The following is a 19,847-nucleotide window of genomic DNA, read 5'->3' as shown; positions in this document are numbered from 1 at the left end:
AATTAAACTTAACCATGGAACATACAAATCCCGATACCGAAAAGACCTCTAAGTACAATAATTTAGAAAAGATGAGTACTTCGGCTTTGCTCAGCAATATTAATAAGGAAGATAAAAGTGTTTCAGAAAGTGTGGAGAAAGAGCTTCCTGCCATTGAAAAGTTGGTGGATGCTATTACCCCAAAAATGCAAGCTGGGGGTAGGTTGTTTTATATTGGTGCAGGAACAAGTGGGAGACTGGGTGTTTTAGATGCTTCAGAATGTCCCCCAACATTTGGTGTTTCAAATCAGTTAGTAATCGGCTTAATTGCCGGGGGAGATACGGCCTTAAGAAATGCTGTAGAAAACGCAGAAGATGACACACAACAAGCCTGGAAAGATCTTCAGGAGTATAATATCTCAGAAAAAGATGTATTGGTAGGCCTTGCTGCCTCGGGAACCACCCCTTATGTAATTGGTGGAATAAAAGAGGCTCGTGCCAAAGGTATTATTACCGGTTGTGTTACCTGTAGTTCAGGTAGCCCATTGGCGGCAGCTTGTGAATTTCCGGTAGAGGTAGTTACCGGGCCCGAGTTTGTAACCGGAAGTACAAGAATGAAAGCCGGTACAGCCCAAAAACTTGTACTGAATATGATATCTACTTCGGTTATGATTAAGCTGGGGCGTGTAAAGGGTAATAAAATGGTAGATATGCAACTTTCAAATAAGAAACTGGTTAGTCGCGGCGTCCGTATGATTATGGAAGAATTAAATGTAGATGAAGCAGAAGCTTCAAAACTGCTACAAACCCACAAGAGCGTGAGAAATGTATTGGCTCAATATAAGGCTTAAGAAAGCTTTAGTTTTCTAAGGTTTTAATATTTTATTCTACTTTAATATTCCTGGTAAGAATTTTTTAAAGTAATTCCAGTCCACTATTTTTATATTTTAGTAATTCAGGTGTATTCGGAGATAATTCTGTAATTAAGGAATCTACCTGAAGGGCGTCACATACCTTAAACCTATTTGAAGTATTTAGTTTTTTAGAGATGGTAAGCGACACTAATTTTTTTGAAGATTTTACCATAGCTTTTTTCATTTGGGCCACCTCCCAATCCAACTCTGTTATTCCTTTTTCAATATCCATATAGCCGGTACCCAAAAAACAGATATCGGCGGTAATTTCAGATAACAGATTAATTGCACTGCCACCTGCGGCAAGTTGCGATCCTCTTGAGAGTTTTCCTCCAATGAGGTGTACCTCATCATTTTTAGAAATATTGTTTAACAATTCTACAGCCATAGGAAGGCTGGGGGTGAAGAAGGTTAAATTCATTTTTCTGGGGATTAATTTAGCCAGTTCCAAATTGGTAGATCCACCGCTAATAAGAACTACATCACCGTGATTTAAAAGCTTAATTCCTTTTTTGGCAATAATAGATTTATTTTCATGCTCATAAATCTCCCGTGTATTATCTGAATGTATATTAAACCCATTTGAAACGGCTCCTCCGTGAACTTTTTTAAGTTGTTTTAACTTGTCCAGTTCCATAAGATCCCTTCGTACGGTGTCCATAGATACATTAAGGGTCCGTGTTAAGTCACTTAATAAGACCCTGTTGTGTAAATGCACTTCATCTAGAATAATTTGATGGCGTTCTGCTTTCTTCATATAAAATCTTTTGTAATGGCTTTTACTTAAACAACCTATTGTAAGCCTGTTAAAATGTTAATTTTTCTAAAATAAAACTTGAATTACTAATATTGCTTCTTTTGTTGTAAATCACAAATATGCGATTAAAAACAGCAAAAATAATACGATGTATTGTAAAAAACAGCATATAATGCTAATTAATGCAATATTTAATTGCTATTAATGTATTTATATAATATGTTTGTTTCCTAATCAATTGTTAATGTAATAATATGGAAAAACGATTTCGTAAATTTATTTTGGTGTTGGTCTGTTTGTTTTCAATTCAGGCCTGGGCACAGGAGAGAGAGATTTCCGGGGAAATTTTTGATACAGACGGGATGCCACTTCCTGGAGTGAACGTATTTATAGAAAATACGTCTACCGGAACCGTAAGTAATTTTGATGGAGAGTTTTCTTTACGTATCCCGGATGAAAATAGTACCGTGTTGGTTTTTTCTTCATTGGGTTTTAAAGAACAAAAACTTAGCGTGGGGAGTAAAGATTACTTTTCAATTACTATGCATATAGATACCGAAGGTTTAGATGAGGTAGTTGTGGTTGGTTATGGTAGTCAAAAGCGTAGTAACGTAACTAGTTCAATCTCTACGATAGATGCCGAAGTTTTGGATTCCAGACCAATTACTGATGCAGCCAGGGGGTTACAGGGAGCAAGTCCCGGGATTACCATAACAACTCCAACCGGCCAGATAGGCCAGGATCCTACAATTAGGCTTCGTGGTAATATTGGAACTTTAAGTCCTGGTGGTGGGGGAGCTCAACCATTAATTTTAGTGGATAATGTAGAGGTATCCAGTTTGCAGTCTATAAACCCACAGGATATAGAAAACATTTCTGTATTAAAGGATGCAGCATCTACCTCTATTTATGGGGCCAGAGCCGCCTGGGGTGTTATTTTAATCACTACTAAAAATGGTAGAAGAAGTCAGGCCCCCACGGTAAATTACTCTAATAACATTTCCTGGTCTACACCAACAAATACTCCAACGGTAGCACCAGCTGCAGATGGAGCAGAAATGGCTTTTGCCGCTGTAAGAAGAAGAATACCTTCTTTAGAAGCCTTTGGTTTGGTTAATATGTATTTAGATGATACTGCTATCGAAAAAATGCGTGAATGGGAAGAATTATATGGAAATCAAGATTTAAGTGATGAAATGGTTCTTGGACGTGATTTTGAAATAAGAGATGGGAGATTGTTTTTTTACCGCCCCTGGAACCCCGAAAAGAAATTTGTTAAAGAATGGGCTCCACAACAAAAGCACGATCTTTCTGTGTCTGGAGGAAGTGAAAAAACTAATTATTATGTTGGCCTTGGTTACCTGGAGCAAGGGGGAGTTTATAAAGCTAACCCAGATGAGTTTGAAAGATATAACCTTAACCTTAGCGTAAATACTTCTATTACTGACTGGATGGACGTTAGGGCGAAAGTATTATATACAAATACAAAAACAACTGAACCGTTTGCATTTGGATCTGCTACTTACGATGCCTGGTATTATACCACTAGATGGCCGGCTTACTATCCTTACGGGACTTATGAGGGAAACCCTTTTAGAAGTCATGTAAATGAAGTTGCTCAGGCAAAAATGAACGAAAATGATAGAGCTTTAACTAGGATAAATCTTGGTACTACTATAAATCCAGTTGAAAACCTGGATATTAATTTTGATTATACGTTTGATGGTGTGGATAGACATGAACACCAGGTTGGAGGATCAGTTTCGGCTTATAATTTCTGGGCCACAGGGCCAGACCTAGTTTATGAACCATATACGAGTCCTAGATATGATAGGGTTGTTTATAACTCTTCCTGGAGTAGGAGAAACACTGCAAAAGCTTTTGCTACTTACGATGTGAATATTGCAGAAGATCACCAATTTGAAATTACTGCAGGTGGTGATGCCGAAGAGTTTGAATTATGGTCACAATATTCTCAACGGAATAATTTATTAAATCCAGATCAAGGTGAGTTAGGTATTGCAACTGGAGATGAATTCGCTGATGGAAGTAGAAATAATTGGACCACTTTAGGTGCTTTTGCTCGAATTAACTATTCTTATAAAGAAAAATATCTACTTAACATAAATGGTAGATATGATGGTTCTTCCAGGCTTTCCTCAAATGAAAAATGGGCGTTTTTTCCATCTATGTCGGCTGGTTGGATTGTTACCAAAGAAGATTTTATGGACGCTGTACCAGCGCTATCTTTCTTAAAACTTAGAGGATCATACGGATCTGTGGGGAACCAAAATGCATTAATCAGAAATATTTATCGAACTATGTCTTCCTTTGATACGGGTTGGTTAATTGATGGTCAAAATAAGCTGAGCGTTAGTACGCCAGGAGCTTTACCGGCAGATCTTACCTGGGAAACGGTAACTACTTTAGATTTAGGTTTCGATGCGAGATTCTTTAAAGATAAATTAGGGGCTAGCTTTAGCTGGTACGAAAGAACAATTAGTGATATGCATAGTGCTGGGGTTACCTTACCTAATTCATTTGGTACATCCGCTCCAATTAGAAATTTTGGAGAAGTTCAAACCAAAGGTTGGGAACTAGAATTAGATTTTAGTCATACTTTTGATAATGGTCTTAGTATTAACACTAAAGCTAATCTAAGTGACTTTAAAGAAAGGGTAACTAAGTTTGCTAATACTACCGAGGGAATTAATTCTTATTATGAAGGAAAAGAACTAGGCGAAATTTGGGGGTATGAAACCGATAGGTTTTTTACAGAAGCCGATTTCGATTCTGAAGGTAATTTGGCACAAGGAATTCCTTCCCAGGAAATTTTTGAAACCAATGGATGGTTCCAGTATGGTCCCGGAGATATAAAATATAAAGATCTTAACGGAGACGGGGTAATTGACTATGGCTCTAGAACTGTAGGTGATTCTGGAGATATGAAAAGAATAGGTAATTCTACTCCTCGTTATCAATATGGACTCCAAATAGGGGCTAGCTGGAAAGGTTTCGACTTTAATATGTTTATGCAGGGAGTTGGAAAACGTGATTTCTGGGCAAACGGACCGGTATTTATCCCCGGATATCGTTATGGTGAAGCTTGGTACGCTCACCAGTTAGATTACTGGACACCAGAAAATCCTAACGCTTATTATCCACGACCTAACGATCAGCAGCAATCTAATAATGCTATGAACTTTTTACCACAGTCAAAATACTTATTAGATATGTCTTATTTAAGAATGAAAAATATCACCTTAGGATATACTATACCAACTTCACTAACCGAAAAATTTCAGGTAGAAAGGTTTAGAGTTTATGCCAGTGGTGAAAATCTTTTCGAGTTTACCGGCGCTCAGGTTCCGGTAGATCCTGAAGTAGACTATACTTCGGCCGGATTAAATGATACCTCAACCTTTGGTCGTGTATATCCTTTTAGAAGATCATTTTCTTTAGGAGTTCAGGTAACACTATAATTTTAAAAAAATAGTTATTATGAAAGTAACAAATAAAATATTTATACTTTTTTTTCTTGCCCTAGGTATTGCAGGTTGTGAAAAAGATTTTCTCGACACACCACCCCAGGATGTTCTGGTAGACGAAACCTATTGGACTAGTGAGGTAAACGTAAAAACATTTGCCTACGGTTTTTATACATCATATTTTTCGGGCTATGGTTCCGGTTATACCTGGGGAAAGTATTTTTCAGGACAAAGTTTAAACGACGATTTTGCACCTACAAATCCTCCAAGGTTTACCCAACAGGTTCCCACTTCAGGTGGCGGATGGAGCTTTGCATGGGTTCGTAAAGCCAATATTTTTATAGATCGTGTACAGGGGGTAGATATGGAAGAAGAAGCCATTAACCATTGGACTGGAATTGGCAGGTTCTTTAGAGCTTTAGAATATCACGATTTAGTAAAAGATTTTGGTGATGTTCCTTACTACGATAAGGAACTTGCTGAAAATGACAATGAAATGTTATACAGGGAGCGAGATGAAAGAACTTTTGTAATGGATCGTGTTTTAGAAGATTTTCGATTTGCCGCAGAAAATGTAAGAGACAATGTGGAAAACGAAGGTCAGGAGGTAGACAGGAGTGTAGTTCTTGGTTTTATGTCTCGAGTGTTTCTTTATGAGGGTACCTGGCAAAAATATCATGAAAACAATAATGAAAAAGCAGCCGAATATCTAGAAGCGGCAAAATGGGCGGCACAGGAGATAATAGAATCAGGTAATTTTTCTTTAGGAAATTATAGAGAGGTATTTAACTCTTTGGATTTATCTGGAAATCCTGAAGTTTTATTATATCGGGAATATGAGGAAGGAATGGTTACCCACTCCCTTAACAGCTATAACAATAAGGAACCGCAAACAGGTGTTTCTAAAGATGGTATTGAGTCATACCTTGCAGAAGATGGTCTTCCTATTGGAATTTCAGCATTATATCAGGGAGATAAGGGCATTGAAAATCTTATGGCAAATCGTGATCCTAGAATTTATGAGACTTTTGTTTCAGATGAATTAAGAATTAATGGAGTAGATCCTAATTATTCAACTACAGGAATAGCTACCCATAAATTCTTAAATGAGGATATTGCCGATGAACCAAGAGGAAGTTCAAATTTAAACCCAACCGATGCCCCTATAATTAGATATGGTGAAATTTTAGTTAATTATGCTGAAGCAGCTTACGAATTGTCTACAGTAGGTGGTGCTACTTTTGCACAAGAAGATCTAGATAAGTCTATTAATGTACTTAGAGACAGGCCGGGTATTAATCTTCCGTATTTAGAAGTTTCTGGAGATCAGCCTGCCGTAAATGGACAAGTTTATGATGATCCACAAAGAGATTCGGGGGTTGCGCCAATTTTATGGGAAATACGAAGAGAAAGAAGAGTAGAATTAATGTTTGAAGGGTTTAGACTGGACGATTTAAAAAGATGGAAAAAACTGGAATATACCGATATGGTCCAGTATCCAGATATTAATCGCGGTGCATGGATAGATAAATCCAATTATCCCGATGCCAATTTAGAAAGCCTTGCAGTAACCGGAGGCGGAGATAAGGGATATTTAATTCCGGCATCTGCCGAAGAAGCACTACGAACTTTTGAAGATCCAAAAGTCTATCTTGAGCCCATTCCATTAGATCAAATTACATTATATAGAGATCAGGGAGTGGAATTAGAACAAAATCCAGGTTGGTAATTATACTTATATTTACGAGGTGGAATTAATAAAAAAGTCCTTCAGAAAATATCTGAGGGACTTTTCTTTAATTGCTCTCAAAATCTTCAAACTATGAAAAAAACACTTCTTTCCCTACTTACTTTATGCTTGTTTTTTTATTCCTGTAAATCTACCCGGGAAGTCCCAAAAGCTCCAGAAGAGCCCGCTGTACCCGATACAGAAGAAATAGTTGAACCAATCCCTGAAGAAATTGAGGTTCCAGAAACACTAGACGAAGAAGAGAAAGCCCGGAACCCTAATACACCAAAGAATATTGAAGAATTTCGTGCCGCCTGGATCGCTACCGTTGCCAATATTAATTGGCCCAGTAAACCTGGCTTATCTACTTCGGCACAGCAAAAAGAAGCTTTAGAGCTGTTAGATTTTTTAGAGTCGCACAACTTTAATGCGGTTGTTTTTCAGGTACGTCCACAGGCCGATGCCCTTTATAAAAGTGAGATAGAGCCCTGGTCGTATTTTCTTACCGGAGAACAGGGAAAAGCTCCTGAACCTTATTACGATCCGCTTAAATTCTGGATCAATGCCGCTCATCAGCGTGGTTTAGAACTGCATGTTTGGTTAAACCCGTATAGGGCACATCATACCACCGGAAAGGAAATCAGTGAAAAATCGGTAATAAAAACCAATCCCGAACTTGTGGTAGCATTAGAAAACGGGATGTGGTGGATGGATCCTGCCCAAAAAGGCACGCAAGACCGATCAGCCGCGGTTGTGATGGATATTGTAAAACGTTATGATGTAGATGGTATTCATTTTGACGATTATTTTTATCCTTACGACTCTTATAACAACGGCAAAGATTTCCCAGACGATAAAAGCTGGAGAGCTTATCAGGCAGCCGGTGGCGAACTTTCACGTGGCGATTGGCGTAGGGAAAGCGTGAATGTTTTTATCAAAAGAATTTATGAAGAAATTAAAGCTGAAAAACCACATGTAAAATTCGGTCTAAGTCCTTTTGGTATTTGGCGCCCGGGCTATCCGGAGTCGGTACAGGGGTACGACCAATACGATAAGTTATATGCCGATGCCAAACTATGGTTAAATGAAGGCTGGATAGATTATTATACCCCACAACTATATTGGAAAATTAGTCAATTAGGGCAAAGCTTTCCCGAATTATTGGGTTGGTGGAAAAGCGAAAATACCAAACAACGCCATTTATGGCCGGGAATGAATGTTGGGGGCGATGGTGACGAGATGCATATTACAGAGGTGATAAACCAAATTATGATTACCCGTGGCATGCTTCCGCAAAGCAAAGGTGCTGTGCATTGGAGTATAGGTCCCCTATTAAAAAATAAAGAGCTTGCAAAGGCCATAAAAGAAGGGCCCTACAGGAAGAAAACCCTGGTTCCGCCAAGTCCCTGGTTAGACAATACCCCGCCCGAAATTCCTAATGTAACCGTAAATGAAAACCTGGATAAAATTGAAATGACCTGGGGCGTTGAAGATGATGCAGATATTAAAAAGTGGGTTTTGTATTTTAAATATGAAACCGGTAGTTGGGATTACAAAATTTTAAATTTCGAAAAAAGAAGTCAGAGCTTACAAAAGGAAGTAGGGAAGAAGAAGGTGCAACTTGAAAAAATAGGGATAACCTCGGTAGACCGAAACGGAAATCAAAGTGAATTTATAGAAATTAAAATAAACTAATTTATGAGCCCACTTCTCGTTTTTGGGGTTATTGCCGGTTATTTTTTGCTTTTAATGGCCATTAGTCATTTTACTTCAAGGCAAGCCGATAATAACACCTATTTTACAGCAAATAGACAATCGCCCTGGTTTCTGGTAGCTTACGGGATGGTTGGTGCTACCTTGTCTGGGGTTACTTTTATATCGGTTCCCGGTGAAGTTGGAAATTCAAATTGGACCTATCTGCAATTTGTAATGGGCAATATGATGGGCTATGCTGTTATTGCCTTTGTTTTAATACCATTGTTTTATAAACTGAAATTAATTTCCATTTATGAATATTTAAAAAATCGGTTTGGGCAGAATTCTTATTATGCCGGCGCTTCATTTTTTTTGATCTCCCAAACCGTAGGCGCCTCCTTTAGATTGTTTTTGGCAGCCCTGGTTTTACAAATTGCTTTTTTTGATGCTTTTGGAATCCCGTTTTGGGTTACGGTGTTAATTACTATTGGTCTAATTTGGTTATATACTTTTAGAGGTGGAATAAAAACTATTGTATGGACAGATACCCTGCAAACCACTTTTTTACTCTTGGCGGTGGTAATAAGTATTTTTATGATTGTAGATCATATGGGTCTTAAATTCACCGATGTATTTGCTACTGTGGCCAATAGCGAAAAGTCTACGATCTTCGATTGGGATTGGCGTTCAAATAATGCATTTTTTAAGAGTTTTCTGGCAGGAATATTTATAACAATTGCGATGAATGGACTCGACCAAAACGTGATGCAAAAAAACCTTACCTGTAAAAGTAAAGGGGAGGCACAAAAGAATATTTTTTGGTTTTCTATTGTATTTTTCTTTTCAACGGTACTATTTCTGGCCCTTGGGGTTTTGCTCTACAAATACGCCGCAGATCAGGGTATTGCCATCCCGGAAAGAACAGACGATCTTTATCCATTACTGGCATTAAACCACTTTGGAATTCTGGCAGGTATTGTTTTCTTATTAGGAATTACGGCAGCCGCTTTTTCCAGTGCAGATTCAGCTTTAACCGCGCTTACTACGTCTTTTTGTGTAGATATCCTGGATATTCAGAAAAAGGAGAAAAATCAGAAAAGAACAAGGATGCTGGTTCATATAGGCTTTACAATCTTAATGTTTTTGGTAATTATTGTTTTTAATGCTTTAAACGATAGTAGTGTGGTAAGTATGGTTTTTAAAGTAGCCGGTTTTACTTACGGTCCGCTGCTGGGATTATTTGCCTATGGCTTACTATGTAAAAACCCGGTGCGGGATAAATGGGTGCCACTTGTTTGTATTTTATCACCGGTAATTTCAGTAATTTTAGATTTTAATTCTGAAGAATGGCTAAATGGCTATGAGTTTGGTTTTGAAATATTGTTGGTGAATGCGGCAATTACCATGTTGGGGCTTTTTGCACTTTACCGCCCAAATACTGATGAGGTTTCTATAGAGTAAACTACCTTGGGGCAAGGCCAAGAGGCATTCGTTGGAAACAATTTTTAATTTCGAGGCAAGCCTCGGGGTATTATACCTTTTGGCGGTGCCAATAAAATGCTAAAAAAATGGAGTTAAAATTTCATCCATACAACCTGGAACTAAAAAACACTTTTACCATAAGTCATGGTTCACGGGATGTACAGCCAACCTTAATCGTTTCTTTAAGCGATCGTGGGTTTACCGGTTATGGCGAGGCTACGGCAACCTCTTATTACGGTGTAAGCATAGAAAAAATGCAGGCCGATATCCTTAAAATTGAAGACCTTATTGCTAAAAATATCCTGTTAGATCCCGAAGAATTATGGAATTTAACCTATCCTCATTTAAAAGAAAATCCGTTTGCATTATGCGCTTTGGATATAGCGATGCACGATTTGCACGGAAAAAGAAACCGGCAGCCGCTTTACAAATTGTGGGGTTTAACCTTAGATAATATTCCGCTTACCAATTACACTATCGGAATAGATTCTGTAGAAAAAATGATTCAGAAAATTAAAGAATTTCCGTGGCCACTTTACAAAATAAAACTTGGTACCAAAGATGATGTAGCCATTATTAGAGAGTTGCGAAAACATACCAATTCAATTTTCCGTGTAGATGCCAATGCCGCATGGAAGGTAGACCAGGCGATAGAAAATGCCAAAGCCCTAAAAGAATTAAATGTAGAGTTCCTGGAGCAGCCCTTAAAAGCAAACGACTGGGAAGGAATGGAAAGACTTTATAAAGAATCGGTTTTACCACTAATTGCCGATGAAAGCTGTATTGAAGAAAGCGATGTAGAGAAATGTGCGGGCTATTTTCACGGTATAAATATTAAACTTACAAAGTGTGGTGGGCTAACGCCGGGAAAACGAATGATTTTAAAAGGCAAGTCCCTTGGCTTAAAAGTAATGCTGGGCTGTATGACTGAATCTACCGTGGGAATTTCGGCCATAGCTCAATTATTGCCATTGCTGGATTATGTAGATATGGATGGTGGCCTATTAATTAAAAATGATATTGCCGACGGCGTAAAAGTTTATGACGAAAAAGTACATTTTCCTAATAGAAATGGAACCGGAGTTGAATTATATGAGAAATAGAAAAATCATGTCATTCTAAACCTGTTTCAGAATCTAAATTTTTAAAAAGTAAAAATAAATAGCGATGAAATTAATCACAAAATCTTACCTACCTTTTCTCTTAAGCGTCTTTTTGTTCGCCTCCTGTGAGGAAACAGAAGAAAAAAATGAAGAAACTCCACTTAAAAGTCACATTTCGGAAGTGGAAGAGACCTATGCGCCAGATGGCCGGGTAGCGCTTTTTAAAGTTGAAGCAGCTAAAAATGGTGAAGCCTATATCTTAAAAGGAGAAACAAATACTCCCGAAGCAGTAAATTCATTAAAAGAAAAATTGGAGGCTGAAAATATAAAGTTCACCGATAGTATCAAGGTTCTTCCAGATGCTGAGGCTTTAGAAGATAAAGTTCACGGAGTAGTAAAGATTTCGGTGGCCAACCTGCGCGACGAGCCTAAGCATTCGGCACAATTAGTTACCCAGGCAACCCTGGGAATGCCCCTTAAAGTATATAAGAAGCAAGACGGCTGGTATTATGTGCAAACCCCAGAGGGATATTTGGCCTGGGTAGACTATGGTGGTATTGAAAATATGACCAAAGAAGAATTCCTTGCCTGGAAATCTGAAGATAAACTTATTTTTACCGAACCAACCGGCAATTCATATTCCGAAGCAAATACCAACTCCCAAACTGTTTCAGATCTTGTGGCAGGGAATGTTTTAGAGCTTACAGGCGAGCAAAATAATTTCTATAGGGTAAGATATCCAAATGGCAAAGACGGCTTTGTAGAGAAGGCTTATGCGCAGCCATATAAAGAGTGGCTGTCTTCTTTAGAGCAAAATAAAGAAGATCTGGTAGCTACTGCGCATAAATTGATGGGTTTACCTTATTTATGGGGAGGAACCTCTCCTAAAGGGGTTGATTGTAGCGGATATACCAAAACCATTTATTTTTTAAACGGAATGGTGATTCCGCGGGATGCTTCGCAACAAATTCATACGGGGGACGTGGTTGATTCTGATAAGAATTTTGAAAATCTTGAAAAAGGCGATTTGCTTTTCTTTGGAAAACCGGCAACCGATTCTACTTCAGAACGTGTGGTTCACGTAGGAATGTGGATTGGAGATAACAAGTTTATCCATTCTATGGGTGAAGTTCACGTTAGTAATTTTGATACCGAAGCCGAAGATTTTGATGAGTATAACTACAATCGCTACCTACGCAGTAAACGTATATTAAACAAAGAAGATAAAGGCTTAATGTACCTTAAAAACACCGATCTCTTTACGACTTCTGAGCCAGAAGAAGTGAAGATGTAAACTGGTTGCCTTCAAAAAAAATCCTCATAAGTTCTTAGAACTTATGAGGATTTTTTTTGAAGAGCGTTATTTATTAACAGGAGGTTATTGGTTTTCTCTTTCATATAGATAATAACCGCCTCCTTTATCCCAGCTGCAGAAAATTATAGTATTACCATCCTTAGAAACCCCTATGCCACGAGGTTCGGCGCCATTTACTTCCGGCAGTTCCAACGTCCACATTTCTTGCTTTTCTTCATTTCTATAATGAATACTGGAAGGCGAAATTCCACTGGATCGTACAGCGGTATAAATAGCATCATTTACTACTTGTATTGCACTAGAGCCGGCAGAAATACTGGTAATATTTTCTTGTTTAGTATAATCTTTGGAATTTTCACTGCTATAAACCTGAATTTTAGGGCTACCAGGGTCTGGAAAAAAAAGGGTTTTGCCATCTTTGGTCATATCAAAAGTTCGTGCGAGGTTCCTGCCTTTAAGTTCAATAGTTCTTATGAGTTTAAAAGTATTTCCCTGCTGTTTTAATATATAGTTAGGATCATCGCCAAAGAGAGACATGGCATATATTTCTCCATTTTCGGACGCACGTGGTGCTGTAATTGCCCGTGCGCCTTTAGGTGCTTCCCAAACCGCAATGCCTTTTCCGGTTGTCGCGTTAATTTTAATGAGCCTACGATTAATTCCGGCTAGAATATTTCCGTCCAAATCTATTCCAATACCGTTTACTGGGCTTAAATTAAATTCTTCGCCATTAATTTTTACGGAAGTTAAAGGCGAAAAATCTGTTTCTTTGTTATTGGTGTTTTTAATAATTAAGCCTTTGTTATAATCGGCTAGCCAGAGTTTTCCTTCTCCATCCCATTCGGCACCGTAACCTGCACCGGTAGCATCCAGCTTTCCTTTAAAAACGTAATTTGCAGCCGGTATTTGGGCAAGATCATCCAGGGCTTCTTGAGATTTCATTAAATTTAAAGGGGTAGGAGAAGCATAAGAGAAATTACTTCCGTCTGTGGCTAGAATGCGATGGTAAAAACTTAGCTGTTGGCCAATATTGGAATCTCCAAGCAATTTAAACCATTGTTTCTCTGTCATTTTTAAACTGGTTTCCCTTCCTGTTTTTTTCTGAAGAATTATTTTAGAAAAATCTTCGGTTGGAGAGACCTGATAAATATAACTAACAAAATCTCCATCCTGGTCTATGGCCGGGCTCCATTTTATTTCATAAAGTGCATCAATATTGCGTATACCATAAGTATTTTTTGGGTAATGTGATACAATTTGTGCTGCTTGTGGGGCTTTGTTTTGTACCGGTAATAATTGAGATCGTAAACTGCCTGTTTTGGTATTTATTTGAATATAAATTCCCCCAAAACTTAAATAGCTTCTAATTTCTTCGGTAAGTTTTAAATGGGTTGAAAATGTTCCATTCTTCGTGGAAGGTGACTTAAGTTTTATTTCTTTTAGTAATTCCCCGTCTTCGGTATGCCTTCCTTTATAGATTTTTATCGGGCTGCTATTAGAAAATTCTGAAGCTACATTAAAGTAATTACCCATGATTTTAAGTTTGTTGTTTTCAATTTTAGCCTTCACCTCTGCTAAGCCGTCAATGTCAGCTGTTTTAGTATTTAAACTAGACAAATAAGCTTTAAATTTTTGGCTTTTAACAATATCCCGGCGCATTACATAACCGTTTACGCCTATCATGGCTGCAGGTAAAGTTTTTTCGTCAAACAAAGGCATTGCTGCAGCTTGCTTTTTCTTTATATCGTAGGTACTGTAAATAATGGAATCTTTTGAATTAAAGATATCCATGATTGTTATGGCATTTACCGGTTTTTTACTTTGCGTTAGCCATGAACGGGGCCCAGATCCGGCAGCACCGGTATTTAATAATTGTAATTTTCCTCTTTTACCCGGATAATAAGCGTGTTGATGCCCACTTATATACGTATGTACTTCATATTTCTCAAGCAGTTTCTGTAATTCTTTGGCATTTTCTAAAACATTGCCTTTAGAATCCCTTTCCTGCGCTACACTGTAAAGGGGCATATGGCCTATTACAAATCTATAGGTGGATTTTTTTGCTTCAGGGGTTTTAAACTGCTCTTTTAACCATTCCAGGTTTTCTTTGGTGATTTTGGAAGAAGAGGCTTCCCAGGAAACAAAAAAGTTATTTTTTGCTACAAAAGAGTAGTAGTTAGGAAAATTAGTAGCGTCTACAAATTGAAGCCCTGTTTTATATATGTTTTTATTCCAAAATTTTTTAGCAAAGTTATGTTCTATTGTATAATTTCTTGGTCCGTCATGATTGCCCAGGGTAAAGGCAAATGGAATTTTCGCTTTGTGCAAAGGAGCCATGATATGCCCATCAAAACCATCCCACATTTTTTGCAATTGGGTTGTTTTAGAAATTCCCATACCTGCAACCATATCACCGCCACAAATCACTAAATCTGGTTGCCAAATTTTCGGAATTCTATTTATTATGCTATCTACCTGCCACTCGTAATTGGCCGCTCCAAGCCCTGAATTTAAGTCGGAGATTACCGCAATACGAAAATCTCCTCGTTTTGGTAACACAGGAGAATCTTTTTTGGCTACCAGGCGTATGGCATCTACAGTAAATTTTCCTTCAGAGGCTCCAACTATTTCAAGGCTGTCTTTGGGGCCTATTTCAAAATTGCCCAGCACATTCCACTTTCCTACATTTTTCAGGGATTTTTGATTGATACTAAGGGTATCGGTTTTGGCTTCACGATGTAAAATATACAGTACTTGTTCAGAATTTTTCTGCGAGTTTACAGTAAACCACGAAGCTAGTTGGTAATTATTGCGCGCTATACCTTTAAAAGTATAAAAAGCTTTATTTATCTTGTTTGAAGTAGCTTGCCTGGAGGCACTTTCTCCATAATAATTTACCTGGTTAGAGGTACTCCATATTCCTGCCTGAGAGAAATTGCTATCCTCAGTATCAAAAATTATTGGTTGGGTACGAGTCGAAACCTGAGTTTCAGATATTACTAAAGCCCCGGCATTTTTTCTTAAACTATTTCGGTTTCCTCCGGTAATATCTGTTGGAATATTTACTACCTCGTTGGCGGCAATCATAGCCGAGGACCCTCCGCCATCTAAGTTTACGGCTTCTTTTGCACCAACTTCTAACATTAACTGTGCTAATTCTTCCAAACTCACGCCAACACTGGCCTCCTGCCGTCCGTCTACGACCATCATAATTAAGCTGTGTTTGTTCTTGTAACCAATGGCAGTTCTTGGATGCCGCATCAGGTGGCTACCCGTAAATCCTTCTTCTTTATCGGTTACGTTAATTTTCCCATTTTTCAGTAAAACCGGTCCGCCACCTACTGCCTGACTTACATTCCAAATTTCCGATTTTGAATTGATATCTGGCGAGGCGAATTTCATAGGAATATTATTATTTCCGGAATTTACCCAGGCAACTTCCGGTTTGTTATTCTTTATTCCAAAAGCACCCCTTGCAATTTCAGTATTTGGTCCCGGTGCGATCACTTCTCCATCCTGAATAATTGTGCTTACAGAAGAATTTGCGGCGAAATAACCACCATTTATGGCTAATATTCCATTTCCTCTTTTATAGGTTTCTTTGGTGGTTTCCCTTATGGTATTACTGCCTAAAGAACGCAATTTAAGGTTGGTGTCACGCAGATCTATAATGGCATACATCGCCCTAACCGGCTTATTATCTGGTAATTTACCAAAAGCATCAAAAATCTTTATAGAAGCGGGTAGATTTATATTTAAGTCTTCTCTTGGTTGCCAATTAAGATTTATTTCCTGGCTTTGGAGCGGAAAAATGAGTAAAAGGCCTAAAATATTGATGAATATTTTAGTTAGTTTCATAGCAATCTATTTTAGGGGTTATTTTAATTCTGATAGCTTTTGATATATATTATTCCCGGGACAACTGGTCTCGGCTTGGTCTCTGTGGCCGCTAATTGTCTTAGGGGAAATGTCATATTCGCTGGAAATAAAGGCGATAAGTTCTTTTAAACTTTCCCACTGTTGAGGTAGAACTTTTTCTTTATTAAAATCTCCTTCTACCACGATTAGTACATGGCCTTCAAGGTTGTAATTAGTATTGGAATCGCCCTGGAAGTTTATATTCCTTCCTTCAGCAATTTTACCATTGGTTGCGATATAAAAATGGTAAGGAACGTCTGCCCAGGCTTTTTTAATGCTCCCATCGGCCATTGGAGAATTTTTTTGGGAGAAATTTTGCAAGGCCTGCAGTTTCTTTTCTATAGAAAGTTCCGGCTTTTGTGGCATCCCTGTGTGGTGAATGGTAATAAATTGCGGTTTATGCAACTTCATTTCCATAACCGCTTTTTTGGCATTCCAGTCTTCCCTTTTAAGAATAACAAAATCTTTTTTATTGCTCTTTTGGGCAGAAATTGAGAAACTCCATAAAAACACAATAAGAGCAATAGACTTGGTAATATAGCTCATGGGATTACCGCATTTAATTTTAAATTGTTCCGTTTTTTAGAAGCAAAAATTATTTAAAGATACTTCTTATAAAGCAAATACAGCACTTTTATATCATAGGCATTAAAAGGCTGATCCAGGTCTTCTTGAATAAAATGCAATTTAAAAGCACTTTTTGCTGCCTCCAGGTTTGAAGTATTATAACCTATAATTTTAAGGGCATTTTCAATATTAAAATCGGCAGGGATTATTTTAGGAAAAACCAATTTATCTATAAAAGGGATGCGGGAAGTAAGACGGGTATTGAGATTAATAACCAAAGGATTCGGCTTAAAAAACTCGGCTTCAAGTTGTAGGTTTTCTAATTCAGCTTCATTATACCACAGTCCAAAACCTGCGTCAGCTAAGCGTTTCCATGGGAAATAAGCATTAGGGTCTACCTTTCTGGAAGGTGCAATATCAGAATGACCTATAAAATTTTCTGCGGGAATATTGTATTTTTCTTTAATTTCGTCTAATAACTTTAGCAGACTTGTAATCTGTAAGTCGGTAAATTTTTCTTTTCCATTGTTATCAATTTCAATGCCCAGTGAAGAAGAATTTAAATCGGTGTTGTTGCCCCATTGGCCAATGCCACCGTGCCAGGCCCTAAGATAATCGTTAAGCATATGGTATATTTCACCATTTTTTGCAACAACATAGTGTGAGCTTACCTGTGTTCTGGGAAGTGTGAATGTATTTAAAGTTTGTTTTACAGAGTCTTGCGCCGTATGGTGTAAAACCACGTAATTTGGTTTGCGCATATTGAAGTTAGTAGTTCCTACCCAGTAATCGCCATAATTGAGTGCGGATTCGTTTTGGTTTTCCCGGGTAGGGAACTGCTGTAACTCTTTACTAAAGTTTTTTACCTGCTTTTTATAGATTCTGTTGGTTTTAGCATAGGGGTTAGAACTGCATGAACCAAGTATGCCAAGCATTAATAGACTAATAAAAAGCAGATAAGAACTTTTCATTTTTTAATCAAATTTCCATCTTACAAAAGCCTCCATGGCTTCGTAGTTTGCCAGTCCAAGGGCATGGTAGCTTTCAGCGGTTTCGCGGTTTCTTTCTTCTGCCCGTACCCAAAACTCCCTTTCGTCATCACCTGGGAAAACCGGGGTGTCTTTTTGGGATTGGTGTTGAAAGATAGCCTTTCTTTTGCGTTCAACTTCTTGTGGAGATAGCGGAACTGCCATTTCGATCTCGTGAACAGCAAACTCTTGCCAGGCTCCACGGTACATCCATAACCAACAGTCTTTAGTCCAGGATTCCGTTTTACGAAGCCTGTTAAGTGCTTCCAGAATTATACGGAAACAAACAATATGGGTGCCATGAGGGTCGGCAAAATCTCCTGCTGCAAAAACCTGATGAGGTTTTATTTCGTTCAACAGTTCCATAGTAAGTTCTACGTCTTTTTCGGTTACAGGGCTTTTTACCCGCTTTCCTGTTTCGTAGAATGGCAGCGCCATAAAATGGATGTTTTTATCCTTTAGGCCTGCGTAACGGGCTCCTGCAATAGCTTCAGACTTTCTAATAAAGGCTTTTACGTCTCTAATTTCATCTAAATCTATATCGTTGGGTTGTTTCTTGTCAATAAATGCACGCATCTTTTCATAAGTTGCTTCCAATTTACTGGTGTCTTCTCCGGTACTTCGCTTAAAATCTATGGCAAATTCTACATAGCGCAATACATCGGTATCCCAAACAGCTGTATTTCCTGAAGTTTGATAAGCCACGTGAACATCGTGCCCCTGGTCTACAAGCCTAATAAAAGTACCTCCCATAGAAATAACATCATCGTCGGGGTGCGGAGAGAAAATTAGCGAGCGTTTTTTCTCAGGGCTTTTACGTTCCGGACGTTGGGAGTCGTCTGCCTGGGGTTTACCACCGGGCCAACCGGTAATGCTATGTTGTAATTGGTTAAAAACGTCTATATTAATTTGGTATGCCGGGCCTTGCTCGGTAGCAAGTTGTGCCATGCCATTATTATTATAGTCTTCGTCAGTAAGCTTTAAGATTGGTTTTCCTACTTCGGAAGAAAGCCAGATTACGGCTTTTTTAATAAGGGTTTTATCCCATGCGCAATCTTTTACCAACCAGGGCGTGTCAAATCTGGTTAATTCTGAAGCCGCATCGTTATCAAGTATAAATTCAACATTATCTGAAAGTTGAAGATAGGTTGCCGGAACATTTCCTGAAATCTCACCTTCTACAGCCTTTTTAATAATTGGAGCTTTTTTTCTGCTCCAGGCCATTAAAATAATTTCCCGGGCTTTAAAAATAGTACCTATACCCATGGTTATGGCTTTGGTAGGTACATTTTCTTTACCTCCAAAATCACGTGATGCATCGCGACGCGTTAAATCGTCTAAAGTAACTAAACGTGTACCAGAGTTGGGGGCAGACCCAGGCTCATTAAAACCAATATGTCCCGTTCTACCAATTCCCAGCAACTGTAAATCTAATCCGCCGTAGAACCCAATTTTTTCTTCATAGGCAAGACAATAATCAGTAATTTCATCTTTGTTTAGGGTTCCATCGGGAATATGAATGTTTTGCCTTTCTATGTCTATATGGTTAAAAAGGACTTCATCCATAAACTTAACGTAGCTCTGCTTGGCATCTGGTTGCATTGGGTAATACTCATCCAGGTTAAAAGTGATCACGTTTTTAAAACTTAAGCCTTCTTCTTTGTGCAGTCTAATTAGTTCTTCATAAACTTTAACCGGAGTAGCCCCTGTAGCAAGGCCTAGAACGGCATGTTCGTTATTACCCTGTTTACGCTGAATTAGATCTGCAATGCGTTTCGCTACCTTTCTAGAGGCAATATGTTCATCTTCATAAACTTTTACCGGTAGTTTTTCAAAACGTGTTTCTTCTAAAAGATTTAATCTTGCCATAAT

General features: G+C 38.3%; 12 protein-coding genes. 7 read left to right on the top strand and 5 right to left on the bottom strand.

The annotated features are described in order from the left end of the window. The first annotated feature begins 14 nt into the window (after positions 1–14). Positions 15–830, top strand: a complete 816-nt coding sequence (gene murQ, locus I6U50_RS09775) for an N-acetylmuramic acid 6-phosphate etherase (protein WP_198638711.1) — start codon at positions 15–17, stop codon at positions 828–830. Positions 831–894: 64 nt separating this feature from the next. Here murQ and I6U50_RS09770 read toward each other — a convergent pair whose 3' ends face one another. Further along, a complete protein-coding gene (locus tag I6U50_RS09770; RefSeq protein ID WP_198638710.1) occupies positions 895–1,650 on the bottom strand; it encodes a DeoR/GlpR family DNA-binding transcription regulator in 756 nt (251 codons plus the stop codon). A gap of 254 nt (positions 1,651–1,904) precedes the next feature. Between I6U50_RS09770 and I6U50_RS09765 the strand changes: the two genes are divergently transcribed. The 6 genes from I6U50_RS09765 to I6U50_RS09740 all read left to right on the top strand — a co-directional run bounded on the left by I6U50_RS09765 (position 1,905) and on the right by I6U50_RS09740 (position 12,441). After that, the gene (locus tag I6U50_RS09765; RefSeq protein WP_198638709.1) at positions 1,905–5,132 is read left to right on the top strand and encodes a SusC/RagA family TonB-linked outer membrane protein; all 3,228 of its coding nucleotides are present in this window, start codon (positions 1,905–1,907) and stop codon (positions 5,130–5,132) included. A 19-nt stretch (positions 5,133–5,151) separates the two neighbouring features. Continuing rightward, a complete protein-coding gene (locus tag I6U50_RS09760; RefSeq protein WP_198638708.1) occupies positions 5,152–6,867 on the top strand; it encodes a RagB/SusD family nutrient uptake outer membrane protein in 1,716 nt (571 codons plus the stop codon). Positions 6,868–6,960: 93 nt separating this feature from the next. Continuing rightward, positions 6,961–8,562: a glycoside hydrolase family 10 protein gene (locus I6U50_RS09755; protein ID WP_198638707.1), complete on the top strand. Its 1,602-nt coding sequence runs from the start codon at positions 6,961–6,963 to the stop codon at positions 8,560–8,562. A 3-nt stretch (positions 8,563–8,565) separates the two neighbouring features. Then, positions 8,566–10,023 (top strand): sodium:solute symporter, encoded by a 1,458-nt coding sequence (locus tag I6U50_RS09750; protein WP_198638706.1) that lies wholly within the window; start codon positions 8,566–8,568, stop codon positions 10,021–10,023. A 107-nt stretch (positions 10,024–10,130) separates the two neighbouring features. Further along, positions 10,131–11,147: a dipeptide epimerase gene (locus I6U50_RS09745; protein ID WP_198638705.1), complete on the top strand. Its 1,017-nt coding sequence runs from the start codon at positions 10,131–10,133 to the stop codon at positions 11,145–11,147. A gap of 64 nt (positions 11,148–11,211) precedes the next feature. Further along, positions 11,212–12,441: a C40 family peptidase gene (locus I6U50_RS09740; RefSeq protein WP_198638704.1), complete on the top strand. Its 1,230-nt coding sequence runs from the start codon at positions 11,212–11,214 to the stop codon at positions 12,439–12,441. Between the two features lie 84 nt (positions 12,442–12,525). Here I6U50_RS09740 and I6U50_RS09735 read toward each other — a convergent pair whose 3' ends face one another. The 4 genes from I6U50_RS09735 to nagB are packed head-to-tail and all read right to left on the bottom strand — an operon-like array spanning position 12,526 to position 19,844. After that, the gene (locus I6U50_RS09735; RefSeq protein ID WP_198638703.1) at positions 12,526–16,320 is read right to left on the bottom strand and encodes a phosphodiester glycosidase family protein; all 3,795 of its coding nucleotides are present in this window, start codon (positions 16,318–16,320) and stop codon (positions 12,526–12,528) included. 18 nt (positions 16,321–16,338) lie between these two features. After that, positions 16,339–16,926 carry a peptidoglycan recognition protein family protein gene (locus tag I6U50_RS09730; RefSeq protein ID WP_198638702.1) on the bottom strand — a complete coding sequence of 196 codons (588 nt, stop codon included), beginning with the start codon at positions 16,924–16,926 and terminating at the stop codon, positions 16,339–16,341. Positions 16,927–16,979: 53 nt separating this feature from the next. Next, positions 16,980–17,918 (bottom strand): N-acetylmuramoyl-L-alanine amidase, encoded by a 939-nt coding sequence (locus I6U50_RS09725; protein WP_232805919.1) that lies wholly within the window; start codon positions 17,916–17,918, stop codon positions 16,980–16,982. A 3-nt stretch (positions 17,919–17,921) separates the two neighbouring features. After that, positions 17,922–19,844, bottom strand: coding sequence for a glucosamine-6-phosphate deaminase (nagB, locus tag I6U50_RS09720; protein ID WP_198627850.1), 1,923 nt, complete (start codon positions 19,842–19,844; stop codon positions 17,922–17,924). Positions 19,845–19,847: the final 3 nt, after the last annotated feature.

This window comes from Salegentibacter maritimus (genome assembly GCF_016236975.1).
GTDB lineage: Bacteria > Bacteroidota > Bacteroidia > Flavobacteriales > Flavobacteriaceae > Salegentibacter > Salegentibacter maritimus.
This window is presented reverse-complemented; position numbering and strand designations above follow the sequence as displayed.

What these genes read in the sequence shown, in the direction of transcription:
- murQ (WP_198638711.1), top strand. Translation starts at nt 15, where the DNA reads ATGGAACATACAAATCCCGATACCGAAAAGACCTCTAAGTACAATAAT.
- I6U50_RS09770 (WP_198638710.1), bottom strand. Translation starts at nt 1,650, where the DNA reads ATGAAGAAAGCAGAACGCCATCAAATTATTCTAGATGAAGTGCATTTA.
- I6U50_RS09765 (WP_198638709.1), top strand. Translation starts at nt 1,905, where the DNA reads ATGGAAAAACGATTTCGTAAATTTATTTTGGTGTTGGTCTGTTTGTTT.
- I6U50_RS09760 (WP_198638708.1), top strand. Translation starts at nt 5,152, where the DNA reads ATGAAAGTAACAAATAAAATATTTATACTTTTTTTTCTTGCCCTAGGT.
- I6U50_RS09755 (WP_198638707.1), top strand. Translation starts at nt 6,961, where the DNA reads ATGAAAAAAACACTTCTTTCCCTACTTACTTTATGCTTGTTTTTTTAT.
- I6U50_RS09750 (WP_198638706.1), top strand. Translation starts at nt 8,566, where the DNA reads ATGAGCCCACTTCTCGTTTTTGGGGTTATTGCCGGTTATTTTTTGCTT.
- I6U50_RS09745 (WP_198638705.1), top strand. Translation starts at nt 10,131, where the DNA reads ATGGAGTTAAAATTTCATCCATACAACCTGGAACTAAAAAACACTTTT.
- I6U50_RS09740 (WP_198638704.1), top strand. Translation starts at nt 11,212, where the DNA reads ATGAAATTAATCACAAAATCTTACCTACCTTTTCTCTTAAGCGTCTTT.
- I6U50_RS09735 (WP_198638703.1), bottom strand. Translation starts at nt 16,320, where the DNA reads ATGAAACTAACTAAAATATTCATCAATATTTTAGGCCTTTTACTCATT.
- I6U50_RS09730 (WP_198638702.1), bottom strand. Translation starts at nt 16,926, where the DNA reads ATGAGCTATATTACCAAGTCTATTGCTCTTATTGTGTTTTTATGGAGT.
- I6U50_RS09725 (WP_232805919.1), bottom strand. Translation starts at nt 17,918, where the DNA reads ATGAAAAGTTCTTATCTGCTTTTTATTAGTCTATTAATGCTTGGCATA.
- nagB (WP_198627850.1), bottom strand. Translation starts at nt 19,844, where the DNA reads ATGGCAAGATTAAATCTTTTAGAAGAAACACGTTTTGAAAAACTACCG.